Source organism: Micromonospora sp. CA-259024 (assembly GCF_050936255.1).
In the GTDB taxonomy this organism is placed as follows: domain Bacteria; phylum Actinomycetota; class Actinomycetes; order Mycobacteriales; family Micromonosporaceae; genus Micromonospora.
The window spans coordinates 3,597,171-3,621,215 of record NZ_JBNJND010000001.1; the positions used below are offsets into that span (position 1 = coordinate 3,597,171).

The window sequence follows — 24,045 nt, forward strand, 5'->3', positions numbered from 1 at the left end:
TCGAGCAGGTTTCCGGTTTCCGGCCGGAACTACCGGCTCCACCCCCGACCGACCCGACCCCGGGCCCCTCGCAATCCGACCCCCGCTCTCTCCGCCCGTCAGCACCGGACCCTCGATTTTTTGATCGACACATGTCTATTTCATGGTGTGGAAAGGAAGACACGTGAAGCTGAGACAGTGGACGACCGTCGCCGGGGTCGCCGTCGCGACCGCCGCGGCTCTGAACACGGTGCCGGCCACCGCGAGCCGGCCGTACGACCCCATGGCGCAGAGCCTCGCCACCCTCGGCCAGCGCCACGGCCTGCACATCGGCACCGCGGTGAACTCGGATGCCCTCAACGACGCCGGTGACCCGCAGTACCGTCAGTTGGTCTCCTCCGAGTTCTCCTCGGTCACCGCCGAGAACGTGATGAAGTGGGAGAGCCTGGAGCCCACCCGCGGCACCTACAACTGGGCGGCGGCCGACCAGCTCGTCGAGTTCGCCAAGCGCAACCGGCAGAGCGTGCGCGGCCACGTGCTGGTCTGGCACAACCAGCTGCCCGCCTGGCTGACCAGTGGCGTCGCCGACGGCTCCATCAGCAAGCAGGAGCTGCGCGACCTGCTGCGCAAGCACATCACCACCGTTGTCAGCCGCTACAAGGGCAAGATCTGGCAGTGGGACGTGGTCAACGAGGCGGTCAGCGACCCGTGGGACACCCCGTCGACCCTGCACTACAAGGGCTTCTGGGCACAGAACCTCGGGCCCGGCTACATCGCCGACTCGTTCCGCTGGGCGCGGGCCGCCGACCCCAAGGCCCTGCTGTTCTACAACGACTACAACATCGAGGCGTTCGGCTCCGGCAACCCGGCGGACGACAAGACCCAGTTCGTCTACGACATGACCAAGGGCCTGCGGGCCCAGGGCGTGCCGATCGACGGCGTCGGCTCCCAGGGCCACCTGGGCACCCAGTACGGCAACTACGACACCCTCCAGGTAACCGCCGCGCTGAAGAAGTTCGGTGGGCTCGGCGTCGCCACCGCGTTCACCGAGGTCGACGTCCGCAGCCAGATGACCGAGGGCGTCCAGGCCGGCAACTCGGAGGAGATCAACCCCCGACTGCAGGCGTCGGCAGCCAACTTCAGCGTGCTGATGAAGGCGTGCCTCGCCGTACGCAGTTGCCTGTCGTACACGGTCTGGGGTTTCAGCGACAAGTACTCCTGGGTGCCGGACTGGTTCGACGACCCGCCGGAGGGCCTGGCCACCATCTACGACGAGAACTACCAGCCCAAGCGGGCGTACCACGAGCTGAAGTCCGACCTGATCTTCGCTGGACCGCCGTACGTCCTGCCGCGCATCGCACCCAAACCGCGCCGCTGACCCGAAGGCTCGACTGAACCGACGGCGCGGACACCGCCAAGGGGGGCCGTGTGGGGCTTCACGAAGCCCACACGGCCCCTACGTCAGCACGGACGTCGGAATCCCACTCACGTTCAGCCGTCCCGCCGAGCCGTACGGACGCCATCGGGTTACTGGAGCCGGTTCTACCGGCTTATCGATGGTGTTGGTGTAACTATGGCAGGCGTGCCAACTGCGAAAACTGCCATGCCTGCGATCTCGCCGCTCACCGGCGACCCCATCAAGCGGGCCGATGCCGAACGGCTCGCCGGAGTGCTGAAGGCATTCGCCGATCCGGCTCGGCTCCGACTGCTCAGTCTGATCCAGTCCGCGCCGGAAGGTGAGGCGTCCGTGAGTGACCTCACCGCGGCGCTCAACCTCTCCCAACCGACCGTGAGTCATCACCTTCGGATCCTCACCGAGGCCGGCCTGCTGGAGCGTGACAAGCGCGGGGTCTGGGCGTACTACCGGCTGGTGCCCGCCGCGATCGCGCAGATCGCCGACCTGTTGACGCCGCCCCGAAAACGACCGACGAAGAGGGCTCGCTGATCCGGCAGGTCGCCGACTCGGCGTCTCCCACACATCACATCCGCTCAGGGGTTCGGATGCCGAGCAGGTGCAGCCCCTGCCGCAGGGTGCGGGCTGTCAGCTCGGCCAGCAGCAGCCGACTCTGCCGCAGCTCTTCCGGCGCACGCAACACCGGGCAGCGCTCGTAGAACACGTTGAACGCGGTCGCGAGCCGGTGCAGGTAACCGGCAAGGTGATGAAACTCGAGGTTCCGCTCCACCTCGCCAACGATCCCGGCGAAGCCGAGCAACTCGACCGCCAGCGCCCGCTCCACCGGCTCGGCGAGCACGATGGGCGTGTCCGGCCGCGCGGACGCCCCGGCCCGCCGGAACACCGACCGGATACGGGCGTACGCGTACTGGAGGTAGGGCGCCGTGTTGCCGTCCAGGGCGAGCATCCGCTCCCAGTCCAGGACATAGTCCTTGGTCCGATCGGTGGCCAGGTCGGCGTACTTGATCGCGCCGATACCGACCGCGCGACCGATCTCGGCGGCGGCCTCCGCGTCCAGGTCCGGGTTTCTGCTCCGGGCCAGCTCGGTGGCGCGGGCGACCGCCTCCTCCAGGAGCCCGACCAGTTTCACCGACTCGCCGGCCCGGCTGCGCAGCATCCGCCCGTCCGCGCCGAGGATCGAACCGAAGCCCAGATGCTCGGCCCGGGCCGGCGGGCACAGCCACCCGGCCGCTTCGGCAACGGCGAACACCATCGCGAAGTGCTGCCGCTGCGGCAGCCCGACGACGTACAACAGCCGGGTCGCGCCCAGCTCACCGACGCGCTGCCGCAGCGCGGCCAGGTCGGTGGCCGGATAGCCGTACCCGCCGTCGCTCTTGCGCACGATCAGCGGCAACGGCTCGCCGTCCCGGCCGGTGAACCCGGGCGGAAAGACACAGTCGGCCCCGCCGCTGGGCACCAGCATTCCCAGCCGGTCCAGGTCGTCGACGACGCCCGCGAGCAGGTCGTTGTAGGCGCTCTCACCCCGGAAGTCGTCCTCGGACAAGGTCACGTCGAGCAGGTCGTACACGGTCAGGAAGTACCGCTCGGACTGCGTCACCAGCAGCCGCCACAACCGCAGTGTCCGCTCGTCGCCGCTCTGCAGGGCGACCACCCGCAGCCGCGCCCGTTCCCGGAACGCCTCGTCGGCGTCGAACTTCACCCGGGCGGCCCGATAGAAGGTGTCCAGGTCGCCCATCGACAGATCACGCGCCGCCCCGGCCTCGCCAAGGTCGGCCAGGTGCTCGATCAGCATGCCGAACGGTGTCCCCCAGTCACCCAGGTGATTGACCCGCACCACCCGGTGCCCGAGCCAGTCCAGCAGCCGTACCGCCGCGTCACCGATGACGGTGGAGCGCAGATGCCCGACGTGCATCTCCTTCGCCACGTTCGGCGCCGAATAGTCGACCACCACCGTCTGCGGCGCCGCCGTCGACGGCACGCCGAGCCGGGCGTCACCAGCCACCTCGGAGACCATGTCGGCCAGTGCCCGCTCGGCAACGGTCAGATTGAGGAATCCCGGCCCGGAGACCTCCGCCGACACGCAGACGTCGTCGAGCACGGCGTGCTCCAGCACCGCGGCGGCGATGTCGCGCGGCGGGCGGCCGAGCCGCCGAGCCAGCGCCAGCGCCGCGTCGGACTGGAAGTCCGCGCGCGGAGACCGCCGCACGAGCGGGTCGACCGGGCCGCCGGCCACCGCCGCGAACGCCGGTGCCAGCCGGTCGGACAACAACATTTCAAGATCCATGAGGTACGCCGATCTCACTCGGACCCGCGCCGTCACGCGAGCCGTTGAATGGGGAGATGTGGGCGGACCGAGGACGACCAACTAATGACCGGCGGCTCGATCCGCCGGTCGCAGGGAACAGGTCAGCGCGGGCGGGCGACGGATCGCCGGCGTCGCCGCGCACCGACCTGGACGTCACACGACGGCCCGGTGCACGAAACGATCACGCTGGTCATGCGGGCAGCCTAACGGCCCGTTCGGTGTGACGACACCCCGTTTCCCGCCGGTCCGGTCGACGTCCGCCGGTTGCGTGTGGTCGTTTCGGACGGCTCGTCGCAGGGAACTGCCGGGGGATGGACGAGGGGTGCACATGAGCCGACAGACACCGCTACCGCCCGCCCGAACGCGGAGGCTGCTCGCGCTGATCCCGCTGCTCGGCACCATCGCGCTGGGGACTGCCTGCGCCGCTACCGAGGACTCACCCGATTCAGCCCCGTCGACCCCCACACCGACGACCGCGTCAGCGTCAGCGTCAGCGGACCCGACCGGCCAACCATCGCCGAGCGCGAGCGTTCAGGCCACCATCCCGACGTCGGCCTTCGTCGAGTTGCCGCCCGAGCTGCGAAAATCTCCCCGACGGGTGACGCCCGTCGCTGATGCCCTGCCGAAGCTGTGTGGCAACGAGTTCGGCACCGGCGGGCGACAGGTCACCGCGAGCGCGGCGATGACCGTCACCTACCGGAAGGCTGACGAGCCGCCGACCAACGTGCCGCAGGGAATGATCCACCAAACCATCTTCACCTTCGACGGCGACGGCGCCTCGGGGTACATGGGACGTCTGCGCTCCGCCGTCCAGGCGTGCCCCTCCTACGACCAGTCCGGCAACCCGGTCACCGTGAAGGGCCAGGCCCTGCCCGACGTCGGGGACGAGGCGCTGCTGCTGACCCGGACGTGGGCCGAGACGAGCCTGAACGGGGAACGCACCGGCGGCACAGCGTCCAGCCAGATCGCCGTGGCACGCGTCGACACCACGGTGACGGTCTTCGACGACCAGGGGTGGGAGGGCACCAGCGGTAACCCCGCCATCATGGACCGGGCCATCCGCGACGGCGTACGAACCATCGACGCCTGGCAGCGGTAGCCGGCGACGCCGGGTCCACCGATCGGCCCGGCCCAAGGTCGGATCATGGACAGGAGGACGCGGGTCGCGCTCGCATCCGGAGACTGGTAGCTCGGGTCCACAACGAAGCTACCGACCTGGATGTGGCATCTGATGAAGGTTCCTCCCCCGGGCAGCGGCACGCACCGCGCCGGCCCGCCCCATGCCGGCAAACTGTTCACCGACCGGGAGACCGAGTCACAGGCGTTCAAGTCGACGCTGACCCGCTTCCGCCGCCTGCTCGACAGCGAGGACGAGGCCGGGACCGCCCGCCACAACGTGCTGACCTTCTACGGCCTGGGCGGCATCGGCAAGACAGCCCTCTCCGAACGGCTGGAGGCCTGGGTCCGTCACGACCTCCCCCTCGTCAACGGCTGGGGGCCACCTCCGGCCACCAAGGTCGACGCGACCGCTCGCATCGACCTGCACGGCTCGGCCGGCCGTATGGACCTTCCGGCGGCCCTGCTCGCGTTACGGGCCGGCGTTGCCAGGATCCGTCGCCGTTGGCCGGTGTTCGATCTGGCATTCGCGGCCTACTGGTCGGCCATCCGTCCGGGCGAGCCGCTGCCCCGCTTCCGGGGGCGCGACGAACTCGAGAACTCCGTCGCGGAGACAACGGGCGAGGTGCTCAAGGACCTCGGCTCCCTCGCCGACCTCGCCGGTGGCACGGCCACCGCGCTCGGTGTGCGGGGCGTGCGCAAGGTGGTCGGCGAACTTCGGCGCCGACGCGATCTCCGGCTCGCCGTCGACGCGTACGCGGGCTTCGAGGACTTCCTGCTCCGCTGCGCCGACGAACCAAGCCCGACCGAGCCCCGGCCGGCCCTGGCCTGCGAGCTCGCCGCGGCGCTGTCCTGGGAGCTGGCCCAGATCGCTCCGTCACCGCTGGTGACGGTGTTCGTCGACACCACCGAGCGGCTGGCCCTGGACCCGCGTCGGGTCTCCGAGGAACACCTCAACCGGATGGTCCACGGCATGCCGAACGTCTTGTTCGTGCTGACCGGGCGCGATCTGCTGGACTGGTACGACGAGACCCGGATCGGCCTGCCCCATCGCGGTCCGTGGACCTGGCCAGGGCTCGTACCGGGCGCGCCGGTCAATCCTCGGCAGCACCTCGTCGGCAACCTCTCCCCCTCGGACACCCGAGCGTTGATCCTGCGTGGACGCGAGCAGCTCGCCCTGCCGATGAGCGACGACGTGGTCGAACACCTGGTCCGGTCGTCGGCGGGACTACCGCAGTACCTCGAACTGGCCCGTCAGGTCGCGATCTCGATCAAGGATGCCGGCACTGGACGAAGGGTCGAGGCCGCCGACGTGACGGGCTCGCTCGGCGCCCTGGTGATGCGCATCCTCGACGATGTTCCCGCCGACGAGCAACGTGCCATCCGGGCGGCATGCCTGTTCCGGGTCTTCGACACGCATCTGATGGCCGCCGCCGCGGATGTCGACCACGGATGTGCCGAGCGTGCCGTTCGGCGTCCAATGATCGACCACCACCACGGCGACCGCTTCCCGTACCGGATACATGACGCCGTCCGGGAGGCGATCCGCCGTGCCGATCACCAGATCGCCGGCGGTTGGTCCGAGCGCGACTGGGAGTTGGCCGCCGGCCGGGCTGCGGCGGCGGTCCGGCGTCTGCACGACGACGCCAAGGAGCGCGAGGACAATCGCGAGGTTCTGGACCTGGTCGGTGTCGCCATCGTGCTGGTGTGCGAACAGAACACGACGCTGGAGCCGGCGCCGAGTGAGAACTACGCGGACTGGCTGTCCCGTGCCATCGTCTTCAGCCCGTCCGTGCAGGGCCTGCGGTCCCGGGTGCCGGCATCGAGCCGCACCGAGTACGGCCGCCTCGTCCTGAACTTCATCGCGGCCAAGTCCATCGAGACGCCGGTGGAGGAACGGCTGAGCCTACTGCGCGAGATCTTCGACTCCGATCATCCCCTCCGGGCACCCGCGGGCCGGCATCTCGGCTACACCCTGCGGTTGCGGCACCGCTGGGACGAGGCACTCGCCGTCTTCGACGAGCTGGTCGCACGCAAGCCCACACCACTACACCTGGGCCAGCGTCCACAGGTCCTGAGTCTGGCCCGCCGTTTCACGGATGCTCACGAGGCGGCCCAAGGGCTGCCCGTGCAGAGCTTCATCACCCGGGTCGCGGAGTACGCCCACGGTCGTCCGGAGCGCTACTTCGCCGAGGTCCCCGACAAGATGGAACTACTGCGCGGCGCCGGCCGCCAGCGGGAGTACCTGGAAGAGGTCGGCACGCTGCTGATGCGACGGGCGTTCTTCCGCGGCGACGTGGACGACGACGAGATCGCGGACTTCGGCGATCAGGCGGACCTCTCCGGTCACCTGATCGCGACCCGCTCCGCACTGCTGACCACGGTTCTGCTGCGCAGGTCCGACCCGACCGACATCTCCCTGGCCATCGACCGGCTGCGAGTCCTCGACGAGGCGTCACTGGGCGAGATCGGGTACCGCTACGCATTTGCCGAGACCTGCGGCGCACTCCTGGCCGGCGATCGGGACCGTCTGGAACGACTGCGGGACGAGCTCAGCCGACTGAGATCGCGGAGTCGTTCGATGATCCCGGTCGAGTGCCTTCTGGAGTCGGCTGGTCTGCCACTACCCGATCAGCCAACTCAGTGGCTCGAACCAGCCGAGGACGTCGTCCGGCGCTGGGCCGATCACTTCGCGGCGTACGCGGCACGCCACGAGTGATCGCCGGCGGCAGCGCACCGATGCGATGATGCGGCCCGTGATCTCCTCGCCTTCGAGTCCGCTCGACTTCCGCGGCGTACGACGTGCCTACGACACGGTGGCCGAGGACTACGCCACCCATCTGCCGGACACCCGTGCCGAGGCTCCGCTCGACCTTGCCATGATCGACACGTTCGCCGAGGCGGTGACGTCGGACGGCCACGCGCTGGTTCTGGACGCCGGGTGCGGCTCAGGCCGGATGAGCAGGTACCTCACCGAGCGCGGGTGCCTGGTGCGGGGCATCGACCTGTCTCCGGGCATGGTCGCCATGGCCCGACGCGATCACCCTGACCTGGTGTTCACCGTGGGCTCGCTGGCCGACCTTCCCTACCCGGACGACCGGTTCGCCGGCGTGCTGCTGTGGTACTCCACCATCCACACACCTCCCGCCGGGCAGGCGCGCGTCTTCGCGGAGGCGGCCCGGGTCCTTCGCCCGTCCGGCCACCTGCTCGTCGGATTTCAGGCCGGCGAGGGTACGCGTGACGTGTCTGGGGCGTACCGCCGGTTCGGCCACGAGGTCCACCTTGAGCGTCACCTCTACACGGCGGACCAGGTCGCCGCCGAGATCGAGGCCGCAGGCCTGCGCGAGGAGTGCCGCCTGGTGCGGCGTGCTCGGGGCAGGGAGCGCGACGATCAGGCGTTCCTGCTGGCCAGAGCCCATTGAGCAGCGGTCACGGCGGCGGTCCGCTGCCGACATGCAGGTCAACGGCTCAACGCGACGTACAGCCCCAGGCCGAAGTTCACGACCAGGATGATCGCGCCGACGACGGCGAACCAGCGCTGCCATGCCGTCCATCGGACCGTCCTCTGGGACTCGACGAGGCCCGCCTCCTCCACCCGGGCCGCAGCGATCCTCTCCCGCTCACTGTCGTCCCGGCGATCCGAGGTGACGGTGGCGCTGAACAGGGCGACATTGGCGCGTAACTCCTCGGTGAGGATGTGCAGCGCCCGCGTCATCGAGTCGATCGAGCCGTTGATCTTTCGCAGGTGCTCATCGTGCCCCTGCAGACGCTGCTCGATCCGGCCCGCGTCGAGACCGCGGTTGTAGGCGGCCGCCAACTCCTCGGTGCCCTCAGGGCTTGTCATTGTGGTCTCGCCGGCCACGATGATGCGACACCGACCCCGCGCGAGGGTGCGACCCCGTGGCGGGCAGTTGGAAGGGTCGGGTGCCGAGAGATGGTGCTCCTGAGATGCATGACGGGACCTCCTACTGACCACCGCGCCACCCATGGTCGATGCATCAGTCGTACCACTCGCAGGCTGCGGATGCCACTGCTTGGATCTGGCAAAACCGCAGGTCAGAGCGCATTCGCAGGCCCACGCGCGAAGCACGGGTGCCGGACACCGGCCGGGTGGCTGTCGATTTGCCGACAGGCACCTACGAACGGGCGATACGCAACCGCTCCTCGGTGGCCCGTCGCCGGGCCTCCTCCTCCATCCGCTGTTCGGCGGCGACCGCCCGGGCCTGCGCTTCCGCGAGGTAGGCCCGACGGTTGCGGGTCACCCCGACGACGACCGCCACGAGCCAACCGGCGTGCAGCACCGTCGCCCCGTTCATGCCGTCCGTCGCTCCTCAGCGAGAGGTCGCGGTGTCCTGGTGCGGAAGCTGGGGATCCTCGCTCCGGTTGGCGTCGTAGCCGGCGGCCTGGAGGGCGAACAGTTCGGCGTACCGGCCGCCGGTGGCAACGAGGTCGTCGTGGGTGCCGGCCTCGACCAGCCGACCGTGGTGGAGGACGAAGATCCGGTCGGCGTGGCGGACGTTCGCGAGCCGGTGCGTGATGAGGATCGTGGTGGCTCGGCCTCGGCGGTCGCGGATGGCCTGGAACAGGGCATCCTCGGCTCGGGGGTCGAGGGCGGAGGACGGCTCGTCCATGATCAGCAGTTCGGCGTCGCGCAGGAACCCGCGGGCGGCGGTGATGCGCTGCCACTGCCCGCCGGAGAGGTCCTGGCCTCTCGCGAAGGTCCGGTCGAGCAGCGTCTCGTACCCGTGCGGAAGCTCGTTGATCATGTCGTGGGCGACCGCGCGGGCGGCGGCGGCCTCGATGAGGTCCTGCCGGGCCTCGGTGTCGACGTCGCCGATGGCGATGTTCGTCGCCGCGGTGAACGGCCACTTGTGGTATTCCTGCGTCACCACCGCGATCCGGGCCCGCAGCCCGGCGACGTTCCACTCCGGCAACGGTCGGCCGTTCCATTCGATGCTCCCCTCGGTGGGGGCGCGGAGGCTGGCGATCATCGCGGCGAGGGTCGTCTTGCCCGAACCGTTCTCCCCGACGAACGCGACCGTCTGACCGGCGGTGATCCTCAACGTGACGCCGTCGACGGCGGGGTTGTCCCGGTCGGGGTAGCGCAGGCTCACCTCGCTGACGGTCAACTCCCGCAGCCGTTCCGGACCGGCAGCGGCGTCGGGTCGCGTGGCGTCCGGTAGGTAGGCGCCGGCACGGGTCATGAAGCCGGTGTAGTCGCCGAAGTGCTGGCCCTCGGTGTAGACGTGGTCGACCTGGAAGGTGGCGATGGCCAGGGAGCGCTGCGCGGACTGCACCGCGATGACGCAGGTCGCCGCGGCGGCGAGCGGGATCTGCCCGTCCAGGAGCAGCAGGCCGAGCAGGGCGTAGACGGTGCCCGTGGCGAGACCGCCGACGATCGCCCCGACCGTGGTGGTCGTGGTGACCCGACGGGCCAGAGCGAGTTGGATGTCGGTCTCCACCTGCATCACCCGGTCGTACTGATCGAGCAGGAACCCGCGCAGCCCGTACGAGCGCAACTCCGGGGCCGAGGCCCGTTCGGCCATCAGCTTGTGCAGCAGCCACAGTCGACGCCTGCGCACCGAGCCGGCGGTGTACGTCTGGTACCGCAGGTGCCCGGCCCGCAACGACGCCCACGCGTTGGGCACCGTGGCCACCAGCAGTGCCAGCAGCAGCAGCGGGTGGATGATGACGACGGCGGCCGCCACGGCGAGCAGCCCGGCCAACCCGGCGAGCAGGTTCATCGACGCCTGCACCAGCCCGATCGTCGACTCGGTGCCCCGGGAGGCGCGTTCCATGTCGTCGGCGAACGCGTCGGCGTCGAACGCCTCCAACCGCACCGCCGTGGACACCTCGAACAGACCCCGTTCCACCTCGCGGCTCACCCGCGGCGTCAGCCCGTTCTGCGCGTACCCCGTGGCGATGCCCATCCCCGCACGCAGCGCTACCGCCGCCGCCAGCACGGCCAGCGCGGGCAGCGCCGCCCGCACCTTGTCCGCGGTCGGCCCGCCGGCGAACAACTCCACCAACACCCGCTGCGTCGCCAACAACCCGAAGGCCGCCATCACCCCCGCGCCGACCGTCGCCGCGGCCACCACGCCGGTACGGAGTCGGTCCGCCCGCCAACTGATGCCCAGGGCTGTCCGCACGAGCCGGGGCAGCTCCGCGAACACGGCGAGGACACCGGCCTCCGCTCGCGCCCGCACCCCCGTCTCCCACCACATCTCCCGCAGCTCCGGCAACACCGACTCCGCTCGCCCTGGGCGGGGTTCGCCGGGTGACGTGCGCGGGGTCCGTACGGTGGCGGCCTGGATCATGGACGTACCTCCCGGGCGGCGGAGCCGTCGCCATCTCGGCTGTGCAGCCAGCGTGGCGGGTTTCTGGAGGATTGGACCACCGGGACGTAGCTGTAGGCAATCGTCTACGCACTCGCAGTCACGATTGCTGCCTGGCCGCCACGGCGGCGGCCCGGCGATCACTCCTTGCGCAGGCTGTCCAGACGCGCCTTCAGCGCCGCGGCGATCTCGCCCGCCGCGAGGATCTGTTCCGGCGTGAGGGCATCGACGAAGAGTTCACGAATGGCGCGCAGGTGCGGAAAGGTCGCTGCCCGGAAAGCCTCGGCTCCGGTCGCGGTGAGCAGCACCTCCGCCCCTCGGGGGACGGTTGCGCACTCCTGGCGGCGGATGAGGCCGCGCCGCTCCATCCGACCGAGGTGGTGGGAGAGTCGGCTCCGCTCCCAACCAATGTGTGCCGCGAGTGCGGAGGAACGCATCGCCTGGTCCTGCGCCTCACTGAGAGCGAGCAGCACGGCGTAGTCCCCCGTCGAGAGCGAGGAGTCGCTCTGGAGACGGGACTCGAGCCGGGAACCCAACGCTGTTGTCGTCTCGATGAAGTCCCGCCAGATCCGTAGCTCCTCAGCGGTCGGGAGTTGACGCCCTCCCCGCCGGCCGGCTGTGGCCTCCGTCATCTCACTCTCCTGGAATTGACGTGTCAATCGCCAAGTTAGCATCATTGACACATCAACAGGTAGATCCGCTGCCGCGGGTCACCGGCGGGAAGAACGGGGAGGGGACGATGACAGCAGCAGACTTCGAGCTGGGGCTCAATTCGTTCGGGGAGGTGGCCACCGACGGCGGCCGGGTCCTGAGCGACGCCGAGACCGTGCGACTACTCGTGGACGAGGCACGACTCGCCGAGTCGGTGGGACTCGACGTGTTCAGCCTCGGTGAGCACTACCGGGAGGGCCACAACGACTCCGCCACGCCCGTGCTGCTCGCGGCAGCCGCGACGGCGACCGAGCGGATCCGCCTCGGCACCTCGGTCACGGTGCTCAGCACGAACGATCCGGTACGGCTCTACCACGAGTTCGCCACCCTCGACGCCGTCTCGAACGGGCGCGCCCAGATGGTTCTCGGACGCGCGTCGGCGACTGAGTCGTTTCCACTGTTCGGCTACGACCTGGCCGACTATGAGCGCCTGTTCGAGGAGAAGCTGGACCTCTTCCTACGGCTGCAGCGGGACGAACCGGTCACCTGGTCCGGTACGGTGCGAAGCCCGCTGACCGAGCAGCGCCTGCACCCACGAATGCAGCCTGACGGCATCCCGACCTGGATCGGTGTCGGAGGAAGCCCGAACTCGGTGATCCGCGCCGCCCGGCACGGACTTCCGCTCATGCTCGCGATCATCGGCGGTCGCCCCCAGCGCTTCGCCGGCCACGTCGACCTCTACACCAGGGCGCTCGAACAATTCGGGCATACCCCGCAGCCAATCGGGCAGCACTCACTCGGCCTGGTCGCAGACACCGACGAGGAGGCGGTGGAGACGTGGTGGCGATACTGGCAGCCGGTCGTGGCGGCCCTTGCCGCCGAACGCGGCTTCTACAAACCGGACCGCGCGCGCTACGAGGCCGAAATCGACCACGGGGCGCTCTTCGTCGGGTCACCCGAGACAGTGGCGCAGAAGATCGCGACAGTCGCCCGCGACCTGCGGCTGAGCCGCTTCGACCTCAAGTACGACATCATGCACCTGCCCCGCGAGGCACGCGCGCGCACCATCCAACTGCTGGGCAGTGAGGTCGCGCCGCGGGTCCGCGAGTTGCTCGCGAAGGAGCCCAACCATGTCTGATCTCATGTTCGGCCTCGACACCTTCGGCGACGTACCGGAGGACGACTCCGGCACCGTCGTTTCCCACGCCGCGGCGATCCGGCAGGTCGTCGACGAGGCGGTGCTCGCCGACGAACTCGGCGTCGATGTCATCGCCCTGGGCGAGCACCACCGACCGGAGTACTCGGTGTCGACGCCGGAGACGGTGCTGGCGGGGATCGCCACCCGTACCTCACGGATCCGGTTGGCCTCCGGGGTGACCGTGCTGAGTTCGGACGACCCGGTCCGGGTGTTCCAGCGCTTCGCCACGGTGGACGCGCTGTCGAACGGCCGCGCCGAGGTCATCCTCGGTCGCGGCTCGTTCACCGAGTCCTTTCCCCTCTTCGGCTACGACCTGCGCGACTACGACACGTTGTTCGAGGAGAAGATCGAACTGTTCGTGAAGCTGCTGGACGAGAAGCCGGTCACCTGGAGCGGCACCCTGCGTGCCCCGCTGGAGAACGCCGACGTCTTCCCGAAGACGGAGTCGGGGCACCTGACCACCTGGGTCGGTGTGGGTGGCTCGCCGCAGTCGGTCGTGCGTACCGCCCACTACGGCCTACCGCTCATGCTCGCCATCATCGGCGGGGCTCCCGAGCGCTTCGCGCCCTACATCGACCTGTACCGGAGGGCGGCCGAGCAGCTCGGTACGACCGCGCACCCGGTCGGGATGCACTCGCCGGGCTTCATCGCCGACACCGACGAGGAGGCCAAGGAGGTGTACTGGCCGCACTACCGGGTCATGCGGAACCGGATTGGCAAGCTGCGCGGTTGGCCGCCGATCCGGCGCGAGGAGTTCGACTCCGAGGTGGAGAACGGTTCCCTCTACATCGGCTCGCCGGAGACCGTGGCCCGCCGGATGGCCCGTGCGATCCGCAGCCTCGGCGTCGGCCGGTTCGACCTCATCTACACGGCCGGAGCGCAGCCGGTGAGCGCCCGGATGCGCGCCGTCGAACTGTACGGCGACAAGGTGATTCCCATGGTCCGCGACCTGCTGGCCTGATCAGCGCGTCATACCGAGAGGAAGACATGAACGACAACGACCGGAGCCGGCCCCAGACCCTCGGTGTCCTCGGGGCCGGCAAGGTGGGCACGGTGCTCGCTCGGCTCGCCGTCGCCGCCGGCTACCGGGTGCTGGTCGCCGGCTCCGGCGATCCGGCGAAGATCGCCCTCACCGTCGAGGTGCTGGCGCCGGGAGCGGCGGCAACCACCGCGGTCGACGCGGTCGCCGGCGCCGACATCGTCATCCTCGCCCTTCCGCTGGGCAAGTACCGCAGCGTTCCCGCCGAGGCGCTGCACGGCAAACTTGTCGTCGACGCCATGAACTACTGGTGGGAAATCGACGGCATCCGCGACGACCTCACCGACCCACGTACGTCGTCGAGCGAGATCGTCCAGGCGTTCCTGTCCGGCTCCCGCGTCGTCAAGGCGTTCAACCACATGGGCTACCACGACCTTGAGGACGAGGCGCGGCCGGCTGGAACAGCCGGCCGCAAGGGCATCGCGATCGCTGGCGACGGCGCCGCTGATCTCACCGCGGTCGCGACCCTTGTGGACGCGCTCGGCTTCGATCCGGTCGTCGCCGGCCCTCTCGCCGAGGGGGTACGGCTCGAACCGGGCAGCGAGTTGTTCGGCGCCAACGTGAGCGCCGACGAGGTGCGCGCTATGCTCGACCGCTTTCCCGAGTCGGAGCGTGGACGGACCATTGCCGCCGCCCGAGCCTCGACAGCGAACGAGGCGGCCCAGCCATGAGACTCCGGCAGGGCGTCGCTGGCCGCGCGACCGGCTGACGCCGGGACCCGTCAGGGTCGGCGGTCGTCGGCGAAGGCCTGACGGGGGTGGAGGAGCTGCCCTCGCGCGTACTCAGCATCGAAGACGGTGGGGCCGAGCGCCTCGATCGCGGCGGCGCGAATCTTGGCGAGGTCGGCCGCGTCGTCCGGGTCCGGCACCTGGCCGAGCGCCGCGAACGCGGCGTCCGCGACACCGATCATCCGCGCCGCCCGCGAATGATCGCCCTCGGCCGCCGCGAGTGCGGCACCGGCAACGCAGACGTACGGGACGAAGTCGGCCCAGTCGTTGCGGAACACCCGCTCACGGTTCTCGGCGAACAGTGTCCTCGCCGCATCGAGATTGCCCAGCCCCAGCTCACAGAACGCGAGGTTGTGATACTCGGAGTTGACCATTTTGGGCTGGTCGAGCGTCTCGTTGAGAGCGATGCTCTCCCGGTACAGGTCCCGAGCGCGAAGCAGGTCGCCGGACATGCGCGCGACGCCGGCCAGCACGTGCCTCGGCCGTTCCTCGAGGCTGCGGTCGCCGGAGCGCAGCGCCACCTCGAGAGCCTCCCGGGCCCGGGCTTCCCCGCCCGGCAGGTCGCCGCCGCGGATGGCGACCCGGGCAAGGCTGTACCGGGCCTCCACCTCGCCCGCCGGGTCGCCAGCCGCCTGGGCCCGCTCGATCTCGGCCTCGCTCATGCGCACCACGGCCGCGGTCTCACCACGCCGAAAGGCCGAGCGCACGCTCTCACTGAAGGTCATGATGCCTCCCACCCATGTGTCTGATCACCGCCGTGACGCGCGACAGCCTCGCCCGTCAGCGCGCTTGGAACACGGTCCAGGTCTCCACGAGCGCGAAGCCCATCGACTCGTAGAGTGGCCGGCCCATCGCGCTGCTCTGCAGGTAGGCGGCGTCCGCGCCGGCGGCGATGCCGTCCCGCAGAACCGTCTCGGTGAGCACCCGACCCAGGCCACGGCCCCGGGCGGACGGTACGACGGCGATGTTGAACACGCCAACCACGCCAGAGGTCCGCATCCCGAGCCCGGTGCCGGTGGGGCGGCCGGACTCCTCGGCCAGATAGCCGGTGAAGGGTGCGGCGTCGAGCACACCACCGCCCATCAATGAGCCGAAGACACCCTCGGGAGCCTCGAAGCTCTCGGTGAGGGTCTCGGTGTAGAGGTCATGCTCGGCCGCGCTGACCTGGCGCACGGACGGTCCCTGCGCTGCACGGGACCGGAACACGATGTCGGCCGCGTTGCAGGCCAGCATCGGCAGATCACTGCGTTCGAGCAGCCCGTGTCGAGCCGCGAGATCGGTGACCTCGTCGCCCGCCTCGCCACGCACCATGATCGACCAGTGCGCGGCCTGCCTGCCGACCTCGGTCGCCATCTCGTCGAGCGACCCGAGATCCGGCTCCGTTGTCGTGTCGTAGGCCGCGTTGAGCGTCGCGATACCAGCGTGGGTCACCGCCGCGCGAGCGGTGCCCCGCTCGGCGTACCAGCCCTTCGGGGTCACCTCGCAGAGGATCTCAATGGCGTCGAAGTACGCCGCCGCCATCCGATCGGCACTGATGTCCATGAATGCCCCCTAGAACGGTCGGTCTTTCTAGATCGACAACGTAGCCACTGGTCACGCGGGTCGGCAAGTTGTGGGGCACGAAGAAGAAAGAACGATCGGTCTGATAGGAAGGACGTGATGATGCCGAATCCCAGGCGATCAACCCGATCCCGAGAGCCCGGTGCGCCACGTTCGGCCGCAATGCGCGCTGGGTGGCCGGTCTGTGCTGAGGACGCGCCGTCCGGGTCTCCGGCCCGATGTCGTGCGGCTCCGCGCACCGATCAGGAATCGAGAAGCCCGACGGTGTCCTCCGGCCTAGCCTTTTCCCAGATGGCCGGCAGCACGCCGGACCTGACCCACGAGAGGGAGCCCGAGAATGTCCGCGAACACCTCCACGACCACGTCCGACGGCTTCAGCCCCGAGGAGCGGGCCGCGATGAAGGAGCGCGCCAGCGAGCTGCGCGCCGAGGGCAAGAAGGGTGCCAAGAAGGCCGACGGCCTGCAGGCGGTCCTCGACCGGATCGCGCAGATGGAGCCGGACGATCGTGCGCTCGCCGAGCGCGTACACGTGACGGTGACCGCTGCCGCCCCGGATCTGTCGCCGAAGACCTGGTACGGGATGCCCGCCTACGCGAACGCGGACGGCAAGATCGTCGTCTTCTTCCAGGACTCCGGCAAGTTCAACTACCGGTACTCGACCCTGGGCTTCCAGGACACGGCCAACCTCGACGACGGAGATCTGTGGCCGGTGGCGTACGCGCTGCAGAAGTGGAGCCCAGAGGTCGAGAAGAAGGTCATCGAGCTGGTGCGGGCCGCGGTTTCCTGACTGCGCCCACCGTGTCCCTCATCGCGCAAGGACCGCCTCTAGGGTTCATACATGTCGATCACGGACTCAGCATTGGCCATCGAAGCGGCGCAGGCCGGAGCTGAGGTCGTCCGCTCTCAGTACGGATCCTCGCTGGCACGGGTGCAGAAGACTGGAGGCGACTTCGCCACCTCAGCCGACGTCGAGGCGGAGAAGGCCATCCTTGACGTCGTGCGCACGGCGCGTCCGCACGACGTGGTGGTGGCCGAGGAGAGTGGGCGTACGGGCACCGCCGGTAACGGACGTACGTGGCTGGTCGACCCGTTGTGCGGAACGTTGAACTACGCCGTGCAGAGCATGCTGACCTCGGTCAACGTCGGGCTGCGGACCGGGACGCACGTCGCGGTGGCCGCCTCGGCGGACCCGTTCACCAGAGAGGTGTTCTGGACCGACGGCAGCGCCGCGCATGTCCGCCGTGATGGTCGGGACGAGCGACTTGCCCCGTCGGCCGAGTCGAGGCTGGTCGACGTCAATCTTGACCCGCCCTTCCCGCACCGGAACGTGTTCCTGGCCGCCCGGATGCTGGCCGACGATGGCTTCATCGAACAGTTCCGCCCACGGGTGGTCTCCACCACCCTGGCCGTGGCCTGGGTCGCCGCCGGTCGCCGCGCCGCCTACGTGACGGATGGCCACCACCTGGGCGACAGCGTTCACTTCGCGGCCGGAATCGCCCTCTGCGAGGCGGCCGGTTGCGTGGTCACCGGGATCGACGGCCAGCCGATTCGCGCCGGTGGGAACGGTCTCGTCGTGGCCGCCGACGAGCGGACGCATGCTGCTCTGCTGACTCTCATCCGGCAACAGCGCACCGGGAGGGATTGAGCCGGTTCTCTGACTCTCGGCGGCTCAGGACACGCGGACTCACCGCAAGCTCCGCGCGTGACCACAACCACCAGGTGGCGTGCGGATCGGCCCGCAACGGGATACTGGCCGCTGTGACGATCAAGGCGCTGATCTTCGACTTCGACGGTCTGCTGATGGACACCGAGACGACGCTGCTGGAGAGTTGGCGCTGGGAGTGGCGGCGGCACGGCCTGCGGCTCGACCTGGCAGGGTTCTTCGCCGACCACGGCGGCGATGCGAACGAGCCGCGTTACGCCGCGCTCGAGGCGGCGGTCGGGCCAGCCTACGACCGGGCGTCCAGCCACGCGCTGCGGATGGCGTACCGGGCAGAACTCAACTCGGCGCTCACGCCGGCGGCCGGCATCGTCGGGTGGCTGGACCGGGCCGCGCAGTTGGGGCTGCGGCTTGCCGTGGCGAGCAGTTCCCCGATCAGTCACGTAGGCGCCATGCTGGATCAGGCAGGGCTGCGGACGCGTTTCGAGGTGCTGGCGACCGGCGAGGAAGTGCCCGTACACAAGCCTGATCCGGCTGTCTACCTGCTGGCACTGGATCGGCTCGGGCTGCCTGCGGATCAGGCCGTCGCGTTCGAGGACACCGCGCACGGCGTGGCGGCGGCACATGCCGCTGGGCTCCGCTGCGTCGCGGTGCCGAACCCGCACGCCGACCACGCCCGCTTCACGGCCGCGGATCTGCTGCTTCCCAGCGCCGCAGACCTGCCCCTGGACGCGCTCCTGGACAGACTGGCTCCGCACGCGAGCAGCTTGACATGAAGTGCGGTTTAGGTTTTAGGGTCCCGTTCTGGATCACGTCGCGGCTCGGAAGACCGATCGGCGGCTGATCCGTCCCGCCCGGACGTTGGTCACCTCGTCGCTGTTGTCGGAAGGATCCTGATGAACCTGCCACGCCTTCTCCGCCCGCGCACCGTCGTGAGCGCACACTGCGATCTCCCCTGCGGGGTCTACGACCCGGCGCAGGCGCGCATCGAGGCGGAGTCGATCAAGGCGATCGCCGAGAAGTACCAGGCCAGCGACGATCCGGAGTTCCGGACGCGGTCGCTGATCATCAAGGAGCAGCGGGCCGAACTGGTCAAGCACCACCTCTGGGTCCTGTGGACCGACTACTTCAAGGCGCCGCACTTCGAGAAGTACCCGCAGCTACACGCGCTCTTCAACGAGGCCACCAAGCTGGCCGGCGCCGGGGGCGCGAAGGGAGCCGCCGACCCGGCCGTCGCGGAGCAGCTTCTCGGGAAGATCGAGGAGATCTCGAAGATCTTCTGGGAGACCAAGCAGAGCTGATCCGCCGGAACCGGGCGGTGCCTGCCGCCCGGTTCGCCACACCGTGTTCAGGAGGACCGCATGGCGTCGCGCACTGACCTCGTCGAGGAACTGATGAGCCGTTTCCCGCAGGTGCCGCGAGAGGCGGTCATCAAGGAGGACCTGCTGCGTGGCGGACTGGCCTTCGACGACGATGCACTGACCGACAACGAGAACGGAGACGTCAAGCCGAAGTCGTACTTCATCTTCTCGTTCGATCACCGGACGCTGCCGGAGTTGGGGACTGCCGCGCTACGCCGGCCGCCCGAGGAGATCGTGCTCAGCGGGGGGTCGTACGAACTGCGCCGCACCGTCGTCTCGGTCCGCATCAACCCCAGCTCGCCGTATCGCGTCCGCACCGACGGCGACGGCCGACTGCGCCTCTTCCTGGACGGGCGATCGATCGCCGATGTCGGACTGCCCCCGATGCCGGCCTACTACCGTCACACGCTCGCCAACGGGAAGTCGGTGATGGAGGTCGCCCCGACGATCCAGTGGGGCTATCTCATCTACCTGACCGCGTTCCGGGTCTGTCAGTACTTCGGCGCCAAGGAGGAATGCCAGTACTGCGACATCAACCACAACTGGCGGCAGCACAAACAGGCTGGTCGTCCGTACACCGGAGTCAAACCCGTAGAAGAGGTGCTGGAGGCTCTGGAGATCATCGACCGGCACGACACCGACCGGACCTCGCAGGCGTACACCCTCACCGGTGGCAGCATCACCTCACAGGTCGACGGGCTGGCCGAGGCGGACTTCTACGGCCGGTACGCCCAGGCGATCGAGGAGCGGTTCCCGGGGCGGTGGATCGGCAAGGTGGTCGCCCAGGCGCTGCCCCGAGCCGACGTGCAGCGATTCCACGACTACGGAATCCGGATCTACCACCCCAACTACGAGGTGTGGGACAAGCGGCTGTTCGAGTTGTACTGCCCGGGCAAGGAGCGCTACGTCGGTCGGGAGGAGTGGCACCGCCGCATCCTCGACTCCGCCGAGGTGTTCGGCCCGCGCAACGTGATCCCGAACTTCGTGGCGGGCGTCGAGATGGCCGCCCCGCACGGCTTCACGAGCGTGGACGAGGCGATCGACTCCACCGCCGAAGGGCTTCGATACTTCATGTCGAGAGGGATCACACCGCGGTTCACCACCTGGTGCCCCGAGCCCACCACGCCGCTCGGTCGGGCCAACCCCGAGGGAGCACCGCTCGAATACCATGTCCGCCTGCTTGAGGTCTACCGGGCGACCATGGACGCCCATGGCCTGTCCAGCCCACCCGGATACGGTCCGGCCGGGCCCGGTCGAGCGGTGTTCTCGGTGAGCTCCTTCATGGACACTCTGCCGTCGACGCAGTCGTGACGGGCGCCACCGGGCAGGGCGGGAGCGACGATCTCCGCCGCTTCCGCCACGCGCTGGCTGGCTGCTAGTGCGGTGTCCACGAACGTTCACCGGGTGTCCGGTGGTGGTTGTGGATCCTCGCCGTGTGGGCGAGCGACTCCCCTCCGGGTGGTGGGGCGGGCCTGCGCGGGCCAACTGATCCTCGCGCCGCCCGTGGGCGGCGGGGGTCACGCCGGGACTGGCCGGCACCGGGAAGGTGCCGTCCGGCTCGACGGTGCGTGAGCACCCCAGGCAGCACAGGAGCGGCTGTTGTGGGGGTGGTGGGTCCGCCGCCCGGGATACGGGTGGCGATGGTGGCAGCCGCGACCAGGTCACGGTGCCCGCAAAACCGGCAGTGCGGGCAGGACAGGGTCCGCCCACGGGGTTTCGGTACCCGCCGCTGGCAGGCAGGGCAGGTCGAGGACGTGCCACGTTCGTTCACGAGGCGCAGCGTGATGCCGGCCAGGGTGGCCTTATCGGTGAGGACCTGCAAGAGCCGGCCGATCTGCCACTGCCGCAACCGCAGGTTGTGCCGCCGCCCCGCCGCAATGTCGAGCACGCCGCGGGGGTCGCCGACGTGCAGCACCCCAACCCGCTGACCCACCGCCCAGGACACGACAGCGCGGGCGGCCTCATGCTGGGCCTGGCGGACCCGCCGTCCATGCCGGCCCTCCACCATCCGGGCGCGGCGCCGATACGTGCGCCACCGCCGCAAACCCCGCTGACCCGGCTTCGGCGCCCGCCGGGCGACCGCCCGGCGGCGGGCTTTCGTGTCAGCCAGATGCATGCGGTGCTCCGCCCGGATCGCCCGCCCCGACACCAGCAACCCCGCACCGTCCGGGCCCGCCACCGCATACGGGTGGATGACCCCCAGGTCCACCCCGGCGATCCGGCCCGGGTCCGGTCCCACGCCGGCCGGATAGGTCGCGACCGGAATCTCCGCACTCACGTCCAAGAACAACCGGCCGCCCTCACACAGCAACGTGATCGAACGGACCTGCTCCACCGGGTACGGCACCTCCCGCGCCAACCTCACCCACAACGGCGACGCGCCCTTGCCCATCGGGATCCGGACCCGACGCCCGTCCACGGCGAACGTGCCGTGATACCAACGCACCGGCACCAACCCCCGCCGCCGACGCGGGAACCCCGCCGACACGTCACCGGCCTTACGTCGCTTCGCCGCCGCGAACCACGCGTCGGAGAACCGGCGCAACACCGACCGGGCCCCCGTCGAGTCCAACTCGCCGAACGTGCCCGGCCCCGAGGCCGCCAACTCCCGACACAACTCCTGATAGCCGGACAACGGCGCGTCCCCGCGGCGACGCCGCCACGCGTTCACCTCCAACACACACGCCCACACATCACCACCCGAACGCAGCAACCCGAAACACCGCCGCCGCTGCCCTGGCGTCACCCGCAACGCCACCCGCGCGGTGCGATACACCACCCGAGGCGCGGCAGGATCCCGACGACGAGGCACCACCAAACCCAACACCATCGGTACGACAAAACCCCCGACCGCCAACCCGGCAAACGTTAGTGGACACCGCACTAGCTGGCGTACGTCTCGAACTCACCGACTCGCGGGGCGCCGCCCGAGCTGTCGATCCTGAAGGTGATCTTGCTCAGCGAGGTCGCGGCGAAGGCGATGGAACCGGCGCCACTGCCGGAGGCCAGGACGGCCCCCGTGTCGTGGTTGAGAAGCTGCCACGACCCGATCGATCCCTGGGTCCCCGACGGCTCGCGGATGATCACTCGGGAAACCCGGGTCGCGGAACCCCACTTGATCGAGATCGAGCCGGTCGATCCGACCGGCGACCAGTAGGTGCTGATGTTGCCGTCCCGCACGTTGCCGTAGCTCGTCCCGCTGGCCTTGCTGGAGCCGTCGGCGCCCGCGCCGAGGCTGAGGTTCGTCCCGCTGGGCGGCGGGGTGGTCGGCGGTGGCGTGGTCGGCGGTGGCGTGGTGGGCGGAGCCGTCGTCGGCGGCGGGGTCTGCGGTGAGCAGCTACCGTTCGACACCTGCAGGCCCGTGTTGGCGCCCACCGTCTGACGAACGACCTCCGGCACGCAACTCGCCCCGTCGAGGCTGTACGCGTACGGGATGCTGACGCTGGTGTTGGACGTCGGGTTGGGGCCGGCGGGGTAGTTCTCGCTGCCCGGGCTGGACCAGGTCACGTTGTCGAACGTGTTGCCGCTGACCTGCCAGTACCCGCGCTCGTTGGTGTAGAACGTGCCCAGGACGTCCTTGGAGTTCCGGAAGTAGTTGTTCTCCACCCTGGCCTTGGCCCCGGCCCGCGAGTTGATGCCCGACTCGTGGAGGCTCACGTAGTGGTTGTTGTAGATGTGTGCCGTCCCGCCGCGCAGCAGCGGCGTACGAGAGTCGATGTTCTCGTAGAGGTTGTGGTGGTACGTGATGAAGCCGTTCGAGAGGTCACTCTCGCTGGACCCGACCAGGCCGCCGCGCCCGGAGTTGCGCAGGATGCTGTAGGACAGGGTGACGTACTGGGTGTTGTCCTTCATGTCGAAGAGACCGTCGTACCCTTCGGACTCCCCGCCCGAGGCCTCCAGGGTGACGTGATCGACCCAGACGTTGCGGACCGTGCTCTCCATGCCGATGGCGTCTCCGCCGTTGGACGTGGGCGAGCCCGACTTCTTGACGTTCCGGACGGTCACGTTCTGGATGATGATGTTGCTGGAGTCGCGGATGTGGATGCCGAGCTGGTCGAAGACGGCTCCGCTGCCGACCCCGATGATGGTGACGTTGCTGATCTGCTTGAGCTCGATGACGCCGTCCGCGGTGTTGCAGCTCGCACCCGACACCTTGCTGGTGTTGCCGTGGTTGATGGTCCCCGTGACCTCGATGGTGATCGGGGTGCTGCTGCTCGCCCGACCGCACAGCGCCGCATGGATCGCCGTCCCCGTGGTGGCCCGCACCGTCTGCCCACCCGCGCCGCCGGTGGTGCCGCCGTTCTGGGTGGCGTAGCCGGTGGCGCTGCCGACCGCCGCCGACGCCTCGGGGGTCGGCAGGGTCACCCCGATCGCGATCCCAACGGCTGCCGTAGCCAGTGCCGCCTGAAGTCGTAGCGTGACTGGTCGTCTCATCTCGCCTCACCTTCGCATGATTGTGCCGGCGCCTGCGGCGGTCGTCGCGACCGCTCGCCCCTTGGACGCGAAGTCGGCACAGAAATTGGCGTGCATCAATTGCAATACCAGCAACGACATGGCTGTCGCCCTGGTCATCGCGGGGAGTCGTCGTGCAAGCGCATGCCCCATGGTGGCAATGCTCGATATGCGATCGCCCGGCCCGATGATGAAACATCGATGTAACGCAATCGTAGGAAAGCGGTTTCCCTCAAGGCAAGGGTTA

At 69.3% G+C, this 24,045-nt stretch carries 22 protein-coding genes; 13 read left to right on the forward strand and 9 right to left on the reverse strand.

The features are described from left to right. Positions 1-163 precede the first annotated feature (163 nt). Together ACQEUX_RS15685 and ACQEUX_RS15690 are read left to right on the forward strand one after the other, a co-directional pair. Positions 164-1,357: an endo-1,4-beta-xylanase gene (locus ACQEUX_RS15685; protein ID WP_433047630.1), complete on the forward strand. Its 1,194-nt coding sequence runs from the start codon at positions 164-166 to the stop codon at positions 1,355-1,357. A 225-nt stretch (positions 1,358-1,582) separates the two neighbouring features. Beyond that, positions 1,583-1,924: an ArsR/SmtB family transcription factor gene (locus ACQEUX_RS15690; RefSeq protein ID WP_433047634.1), complete on the forward strand. Its 342-nt coding sequence runs from the start codon at positions 1,583-1,585 to the stop codon at positions 1,922-1,924. 34 nt (positions 1,925-1,958) lie between these two features. On the opposite strand, the gene argS is transcribed toward ACQEUX_RS15690, so the two are convergent. Beyond that, positions 1,959-3,677 (reverse strand): arginine--tRNA ligase, encoded by a 1,719-nt coding sequence (argS, locus tag ACQEUX_RS15695; RefSeq protein ID WP_433047637.1) that lies wholly within the window; start codon positions 3,675-3,677, stop codon positions 1,959-1,961. Between the two features lie 349 nt (positions 3,678-4,026). Here argS and ACQEUX_RS15700 point away from each other — a divergent pair, with 349 nt between their 5' ends. The 3 genes from ACQEUX_RS15700 (at position 4,027) to ACQEUX_RS15710 (ending at position 8,236) form a co-directional block, all read left to right on the forward strand. Beyond that, positions 4,027-4,797: a hypothetical protein gene (locus ACQEUX_RS15700; protein WP_433047640.1), complete on the forward strand. Its 771-nt coding sequence runs from the start codon at positions 4,027-4,029 to the stop codon at positions 4,795-4,797. Positions 4,798-4,929: 132 nt separating this feature from the next. Beyond that, on the forward strand, positions 4,930-7,533 hold the full coding sequence (locus ACQEUX_RS15705; protein ID WP_433047643.1) for a hypothetical protein: 2,604 nt from the start codon (positions 4,930-4,932) through the stop codon (positions 7,531-7,533). Positions 7,534-7,561: 28 nt separating this feature from the next. Beyond that, entirely contained in the window at positions 7,562-8,236 is a 675-nt protein-coding gene (locus ACQEUX_RS15710; RefSeq protein ID WP_433049871.1) for a class I SAM-dependent DNA methyltransferase, read from the forward strand. 38 nt (positions 8,237-8,274) lie between these two features. Here the strand turns inward: ACQEUX_RS15710 and ACQEUX_RS15715 are convergent, their stop codons facing one another. The 4 genes from ACQEUX_RS15715 to ACQEUX_RS15730 all read right to left on the reverse strand — a co-directional run bounded on the left by ACQEUX_RS15715 (position 8,275) and on the right by ACQEUX_RS15730 (position 11,781). Continuing rightward, positions 8,275-8,658, reverse strand: coding sequence for a hypothetical protein (locus ACQEUX_RS15715; RefSeq protein ID WP_433047646.1), 384 nt, complete (start codon positions 8,656-8,658; stop codon positions 8,275-8,277). A 292-nt stretch (positions 8,659-8,950) separates the two neighbouring features. After that, entirely contained in the window at positions 8,951-9,130 is a 180-nt protein-coding gene (locus ACQEUX_RS15720; protein WP_433047649.1) for a hypothetical protein, read from the reverse strand. Positions 9,131-9,145: 15 nt separating this feature from the next. Then, positions 9,146-11,131: an ABC transporter ATP-binding protein gene (locus tag ACQEUX_RS15725; protein WP_433047652.1), complete on the reverse strand. Its 1,986-nt coding sequence runs from the start codon at positions 11,129-11,131 to the stop codon at positions 9,146-9,148. 158 nt (positions 11,132-11,289) lie between these two features. Continuing rightward, positions 11,290-11,781: a MarR family winged helix-turn-helix transcriptional regulator gene (locus ACQEUX_RS15730; protein ID WP_433047655.1), complete on the reverse strand. Its 492-nt coding sequence runs from the start codon at positions 11,779-11,781 to the stop codon at positions 11,290-11,292. A gap of 107 nt (positions 11,782-11,888) precedes the next feature. Here ACQEUX_RS15730 and ACQEUX_RS15735 point away from each other — a divergent pair, with 107 nt between their 5' ends. From ACQEUX_RS15735 to ACQEUX_RS15745, 3 genes are read left to right on the forward strand one after another with little or no spacing between them, the layout of a single operon-like run. Continuing rightward, entirely contained in the window at positions 11,889-12,938 is a 1,050-nt protein-coding gene (locus tag ACQEUX_RS15735) for an LLM class flavin-dependent oxidoreductase (protein WP_433047658.1), read from the forward strand. Continuing rightward, entirely contained in the window at positions 12,931-13,959 is a 1,029-nt protein-coding gene (locus tag ACQEUX_RS15740; RefSeq protein WP_433047661.1) for an LLM class flavin-dependent oxidoreductase, read from the forward strand. Before ACQEUX_RS15735 ends, ACQEUX_RS15740 begins: the two co-directional genes overlap by 8 nt. A 26-nt stretch (positions 13,960-13,985) precedes the next feature. Then, positions 13,986-14,708: an NADPH-dependent F420 reductase gene (locus tag ACQEUX_RS15745; RefSeq protein ID WP_433047664.1), complete on the forward strand. Its 723-nt coding sequence runs from the start codon at positions 13,986-13,988 to the stop codon at positions 14,706-14,708. 50 nt (positions 14,709-14,758) lie between these two features. Here the strand turns inward: ACQEUX_RS15745 and ACQEUX_RS15750 are convergent, their stop codons facing one another. Together ACQEUX_RS15750 and ACQEUX_RS15755 are read right to left on the reverse strand one after the other, a co-directional pair. Further along, positions 14,759-15,490: a tetratricopeptide repeat protein gene (locus ACQEUX_RS15750; RefSeq protein ID WP_433047667.1), complete on the reverse strand. Its 732-nt coding sequence runs from the start codon at positions 15,488-15,490 to the stop codon at positions 14,759-14,761. 55 nt (positions 15,491-15,545) lie between these two features. Beyond that, a complete protein-coding gene (locus ACQEUX_RS15755; RefSeq protein WP_433047670.1) occupies positions 15,546-16,307 on the reverse strand; it encodes a GNAT family N-acetyltransferase in 762 nt (253 codons plus the stop codon). Between the two features lie 355 nt (positions 16,308-16,662). Here ACQEUX_RS15755 and ACQEUX_RS15760 point away from each other — a divergent pair, with 355 nt between their 5' ends. The 5 genes from ACQEUX_RS15760 (at position 16,663) to ACQEUX_RS15780 (ending at position 20,657) form a co-directional block, all read left to right on the forward strand. Next, entirely contained in the window at positions 16,663-17,112 is a 450-nt protein-coding gene (locus ACQEUX_RS15760; RefSeq protein WP_433047673.1) for an iron chaperone, read from the forward strand. Between the two features lie 51 nt (positions 17,113-17,163). After that, positions 17,164-17,970: an inositol monophosphatase family protein gene (locus ACQEUX_RS15765; RefSeq protein WP_433047676.1), complete on the forward strand. Its 807-nt coding sequence runs from the start codon at positions 17,164-17,166 to the stop codon at positions 17,968-17,970. Between the two features lie 113 nt (positions 17,971-18,083). Further along, a complete protein-coding gene (locus ACQEUX_RS15770; protein WP_433047679.1) occupies positions 18,084-18,761 on the forward strand; it encodes an HAD family hydrolase in 678 nt (225 codons plus the stop codon). Positions 18,762-18,881: 120 nt separating this feature from the next. Next, complete coding sequence (sodN, locus tag ACQEUX_RS15775; protein WP_433047682.1) at positions 18,882-19,286, forward strand: superoxide dismutase, Ni; 405 nt, start codon at positions 18,882-18,884, stop codon at positions 19,284-19,286. 60 nt (positions 19,287-19,346) lie between these two features. After that, positions 19,347-20,657: a radical SAM protein gene (locus ACQEUX_RS15780; RefSeq protein WP_433047685.1), complete on the forward strand. Its 1,311-nt coding sequence runs from the start codon at positions 19,347-19,349 to the stop codon at positions 20,655-20,657. Between the two features lie 64 nt (positions 20,658-20,721). On the opposite strand, the gene ACQEUX_RS15785 is transcribed toward ACQEUX_RS15780, so the two are convergent. Then, a complete protein-coding gene (locus ACQEUX_RS15785) occupies positions 20,722-22,122 on the reverse strand; it encodes an RNA-guided endonuclease InsQ/TnpB family protein (RefSeq protein WP_433047688.1) in 1,401 nt (466 codons plus the stop codon). A 107-nt stretch (positions 22,123-22,229) separates the two neighbouring features. Further along, positions 22,230-23,780 carry a pectate lyase family protein gene (locus ACQEUX_RS15790; protein ID WP_433047691.1) on the reverse strand — a complete coding sequence of 517 codons (1,551 nt, stop codon included), beginning with the start codon at positions 23,778-23,780 and terminating at the stop codon, positions 22,230-22,232. Between the last annotated feature and the right edge of the window lie 265 nt (positions 23,781-24,045).

Bases quoted from the DNA above. Each gene is read 5' to 3' on its own strand.
- ACQEUX_RS15710 (WP_433049871.1), top strand. From the start codon at position 7,562: ATGCGGCCCGTGATCTCCTCGCCTTCGAGTCCGCTCGACTTCCGCGGC.
- ACQEUX_RS15700 (WP_433047640.1), top strand. From the start codon at position 4,027: ATGAGCCGACAGACACCGCTACCGCCCGCCCGAACGCGGAGGCTGCTC.
- ACQEUX_RS15720 (WP_433047649.1), bottom strand. From the start codon at position 9,130: ATGAACGGGGCGACGGTGCTGCACGCCGGTTGGCTCGTGGCGGTCGTC.
- ACQEUX_RS15705 (WP_433047643.1), top strand. From the start codon at position 4,930: ATGAAGGTTCCTCCCCCGGGCAGCGGCACGCACCGCGCCGGCCCGCCC.
- ACQEUX_RS15735 (WP_433047658.1), top strand. From the start codon at position 11,889: ATGACAGCAGCAGACTTCGAGCTGGGGCTCAATTCGTTCGGGGAGGTG.
- ACQEUX_RS15750 (WP_433047667.1), bottom strand. From the start codon at position 15,490: ATGACCTTCAGTGAGAGCGTGCGCTCGGCCTTTCGGCGTGGTGAGACC.
- sodN (WP_433047682.1), top strand. From the start codon at position 18,882: ATGAACCTGCCACGCCTTCTCCGCCCGCGCACCGTCGTGAGCGCACAC.
- ACQEUX_RS15790 (WP_433047691.1), bottom strand. From the start codon at position 23,780: ATGAGACGACCAGTCACGCTACGACTTCAGGCGGCACTGGCTACGGCA.
- argS (WP_433047637.1), bottom strand. From the start codon at position 3,677: ATGGATCTTGAAATGTTGTTGTCCGACCGGCTGGCACCGGCGTTCGCG.
- ACQEUX_RS15690 (WP_433047634.1), top strand. From the start codon at position 1,583: ATGCCTGCGATCTCGCCGCTCACCGGCGACCCCATCAAGCGGGCCGAT.
- ACQEUX_RS15780 (WP_433047685.1), top strand. From the start codon at position 19,347: ATGGCGTCGCGCACTGACCTCGTCGAGGAACTGATGAGCCGTTTCCCG.
- ACQEUX_RS15725 (WP_433047652.1), bottom strand. From the start codon at position 11,131: ATGATCCAGGCCGCCACCGTACGGACCCCGCGCACGTCACCCGGCGAA.
- ACQEUX_RS15715 (WP_433047646.1), bottom strand. From the start codon at position 8,658: ATGACAAGCCCTGAGGGCACCGAGGAGTTGGCGGCCGCCTACAACCGC.
- ACQEUX_RS15755 (WP_433047670.1), bottom strand. From the start codon at position 16,307: ATGGACATCAGTGCCGATCGGATGGCGGCGGCGTACTTCGACGCCATT.
- ACQEUX_RS15740 (WP_433047661.1), top strand. From the start codon at position 12,931: ATGTCTGATCTCATGTTCGGCCTCGACACCTTCGGCGACGTACCGGAG.
- ACQEUX_RS15760 (WP_433047673.1), top strand. From the start codon at position 16,663: ATGTCCGCGAACACCTCCACGACCACGTCCGACGGCTTCAGCCCCGAG.
- ACQEUX_RS15745 (WP_433047664.1), top strand. From the start codon at position 13,986: ATGAACGACAACGACCGGAGCCGGCCCCAGACCCTCGGTGTCCTCGGG.
- ACQEUX_RS15765 (WP_433047676.1), top strand. From the start codon at position 17,164: ATGTCGATCACGGACTCAGCATTGGCCATCGAAGCGGCGCAGGCCGGA.
- ACQEUX_RS15730 (WP_433047655.1), bottom strand. From the start codon at position 11,781: ATGACGGAGGCCACAGCCGGCCGGCGGGGAGGGCGTCAACTCCCGACC.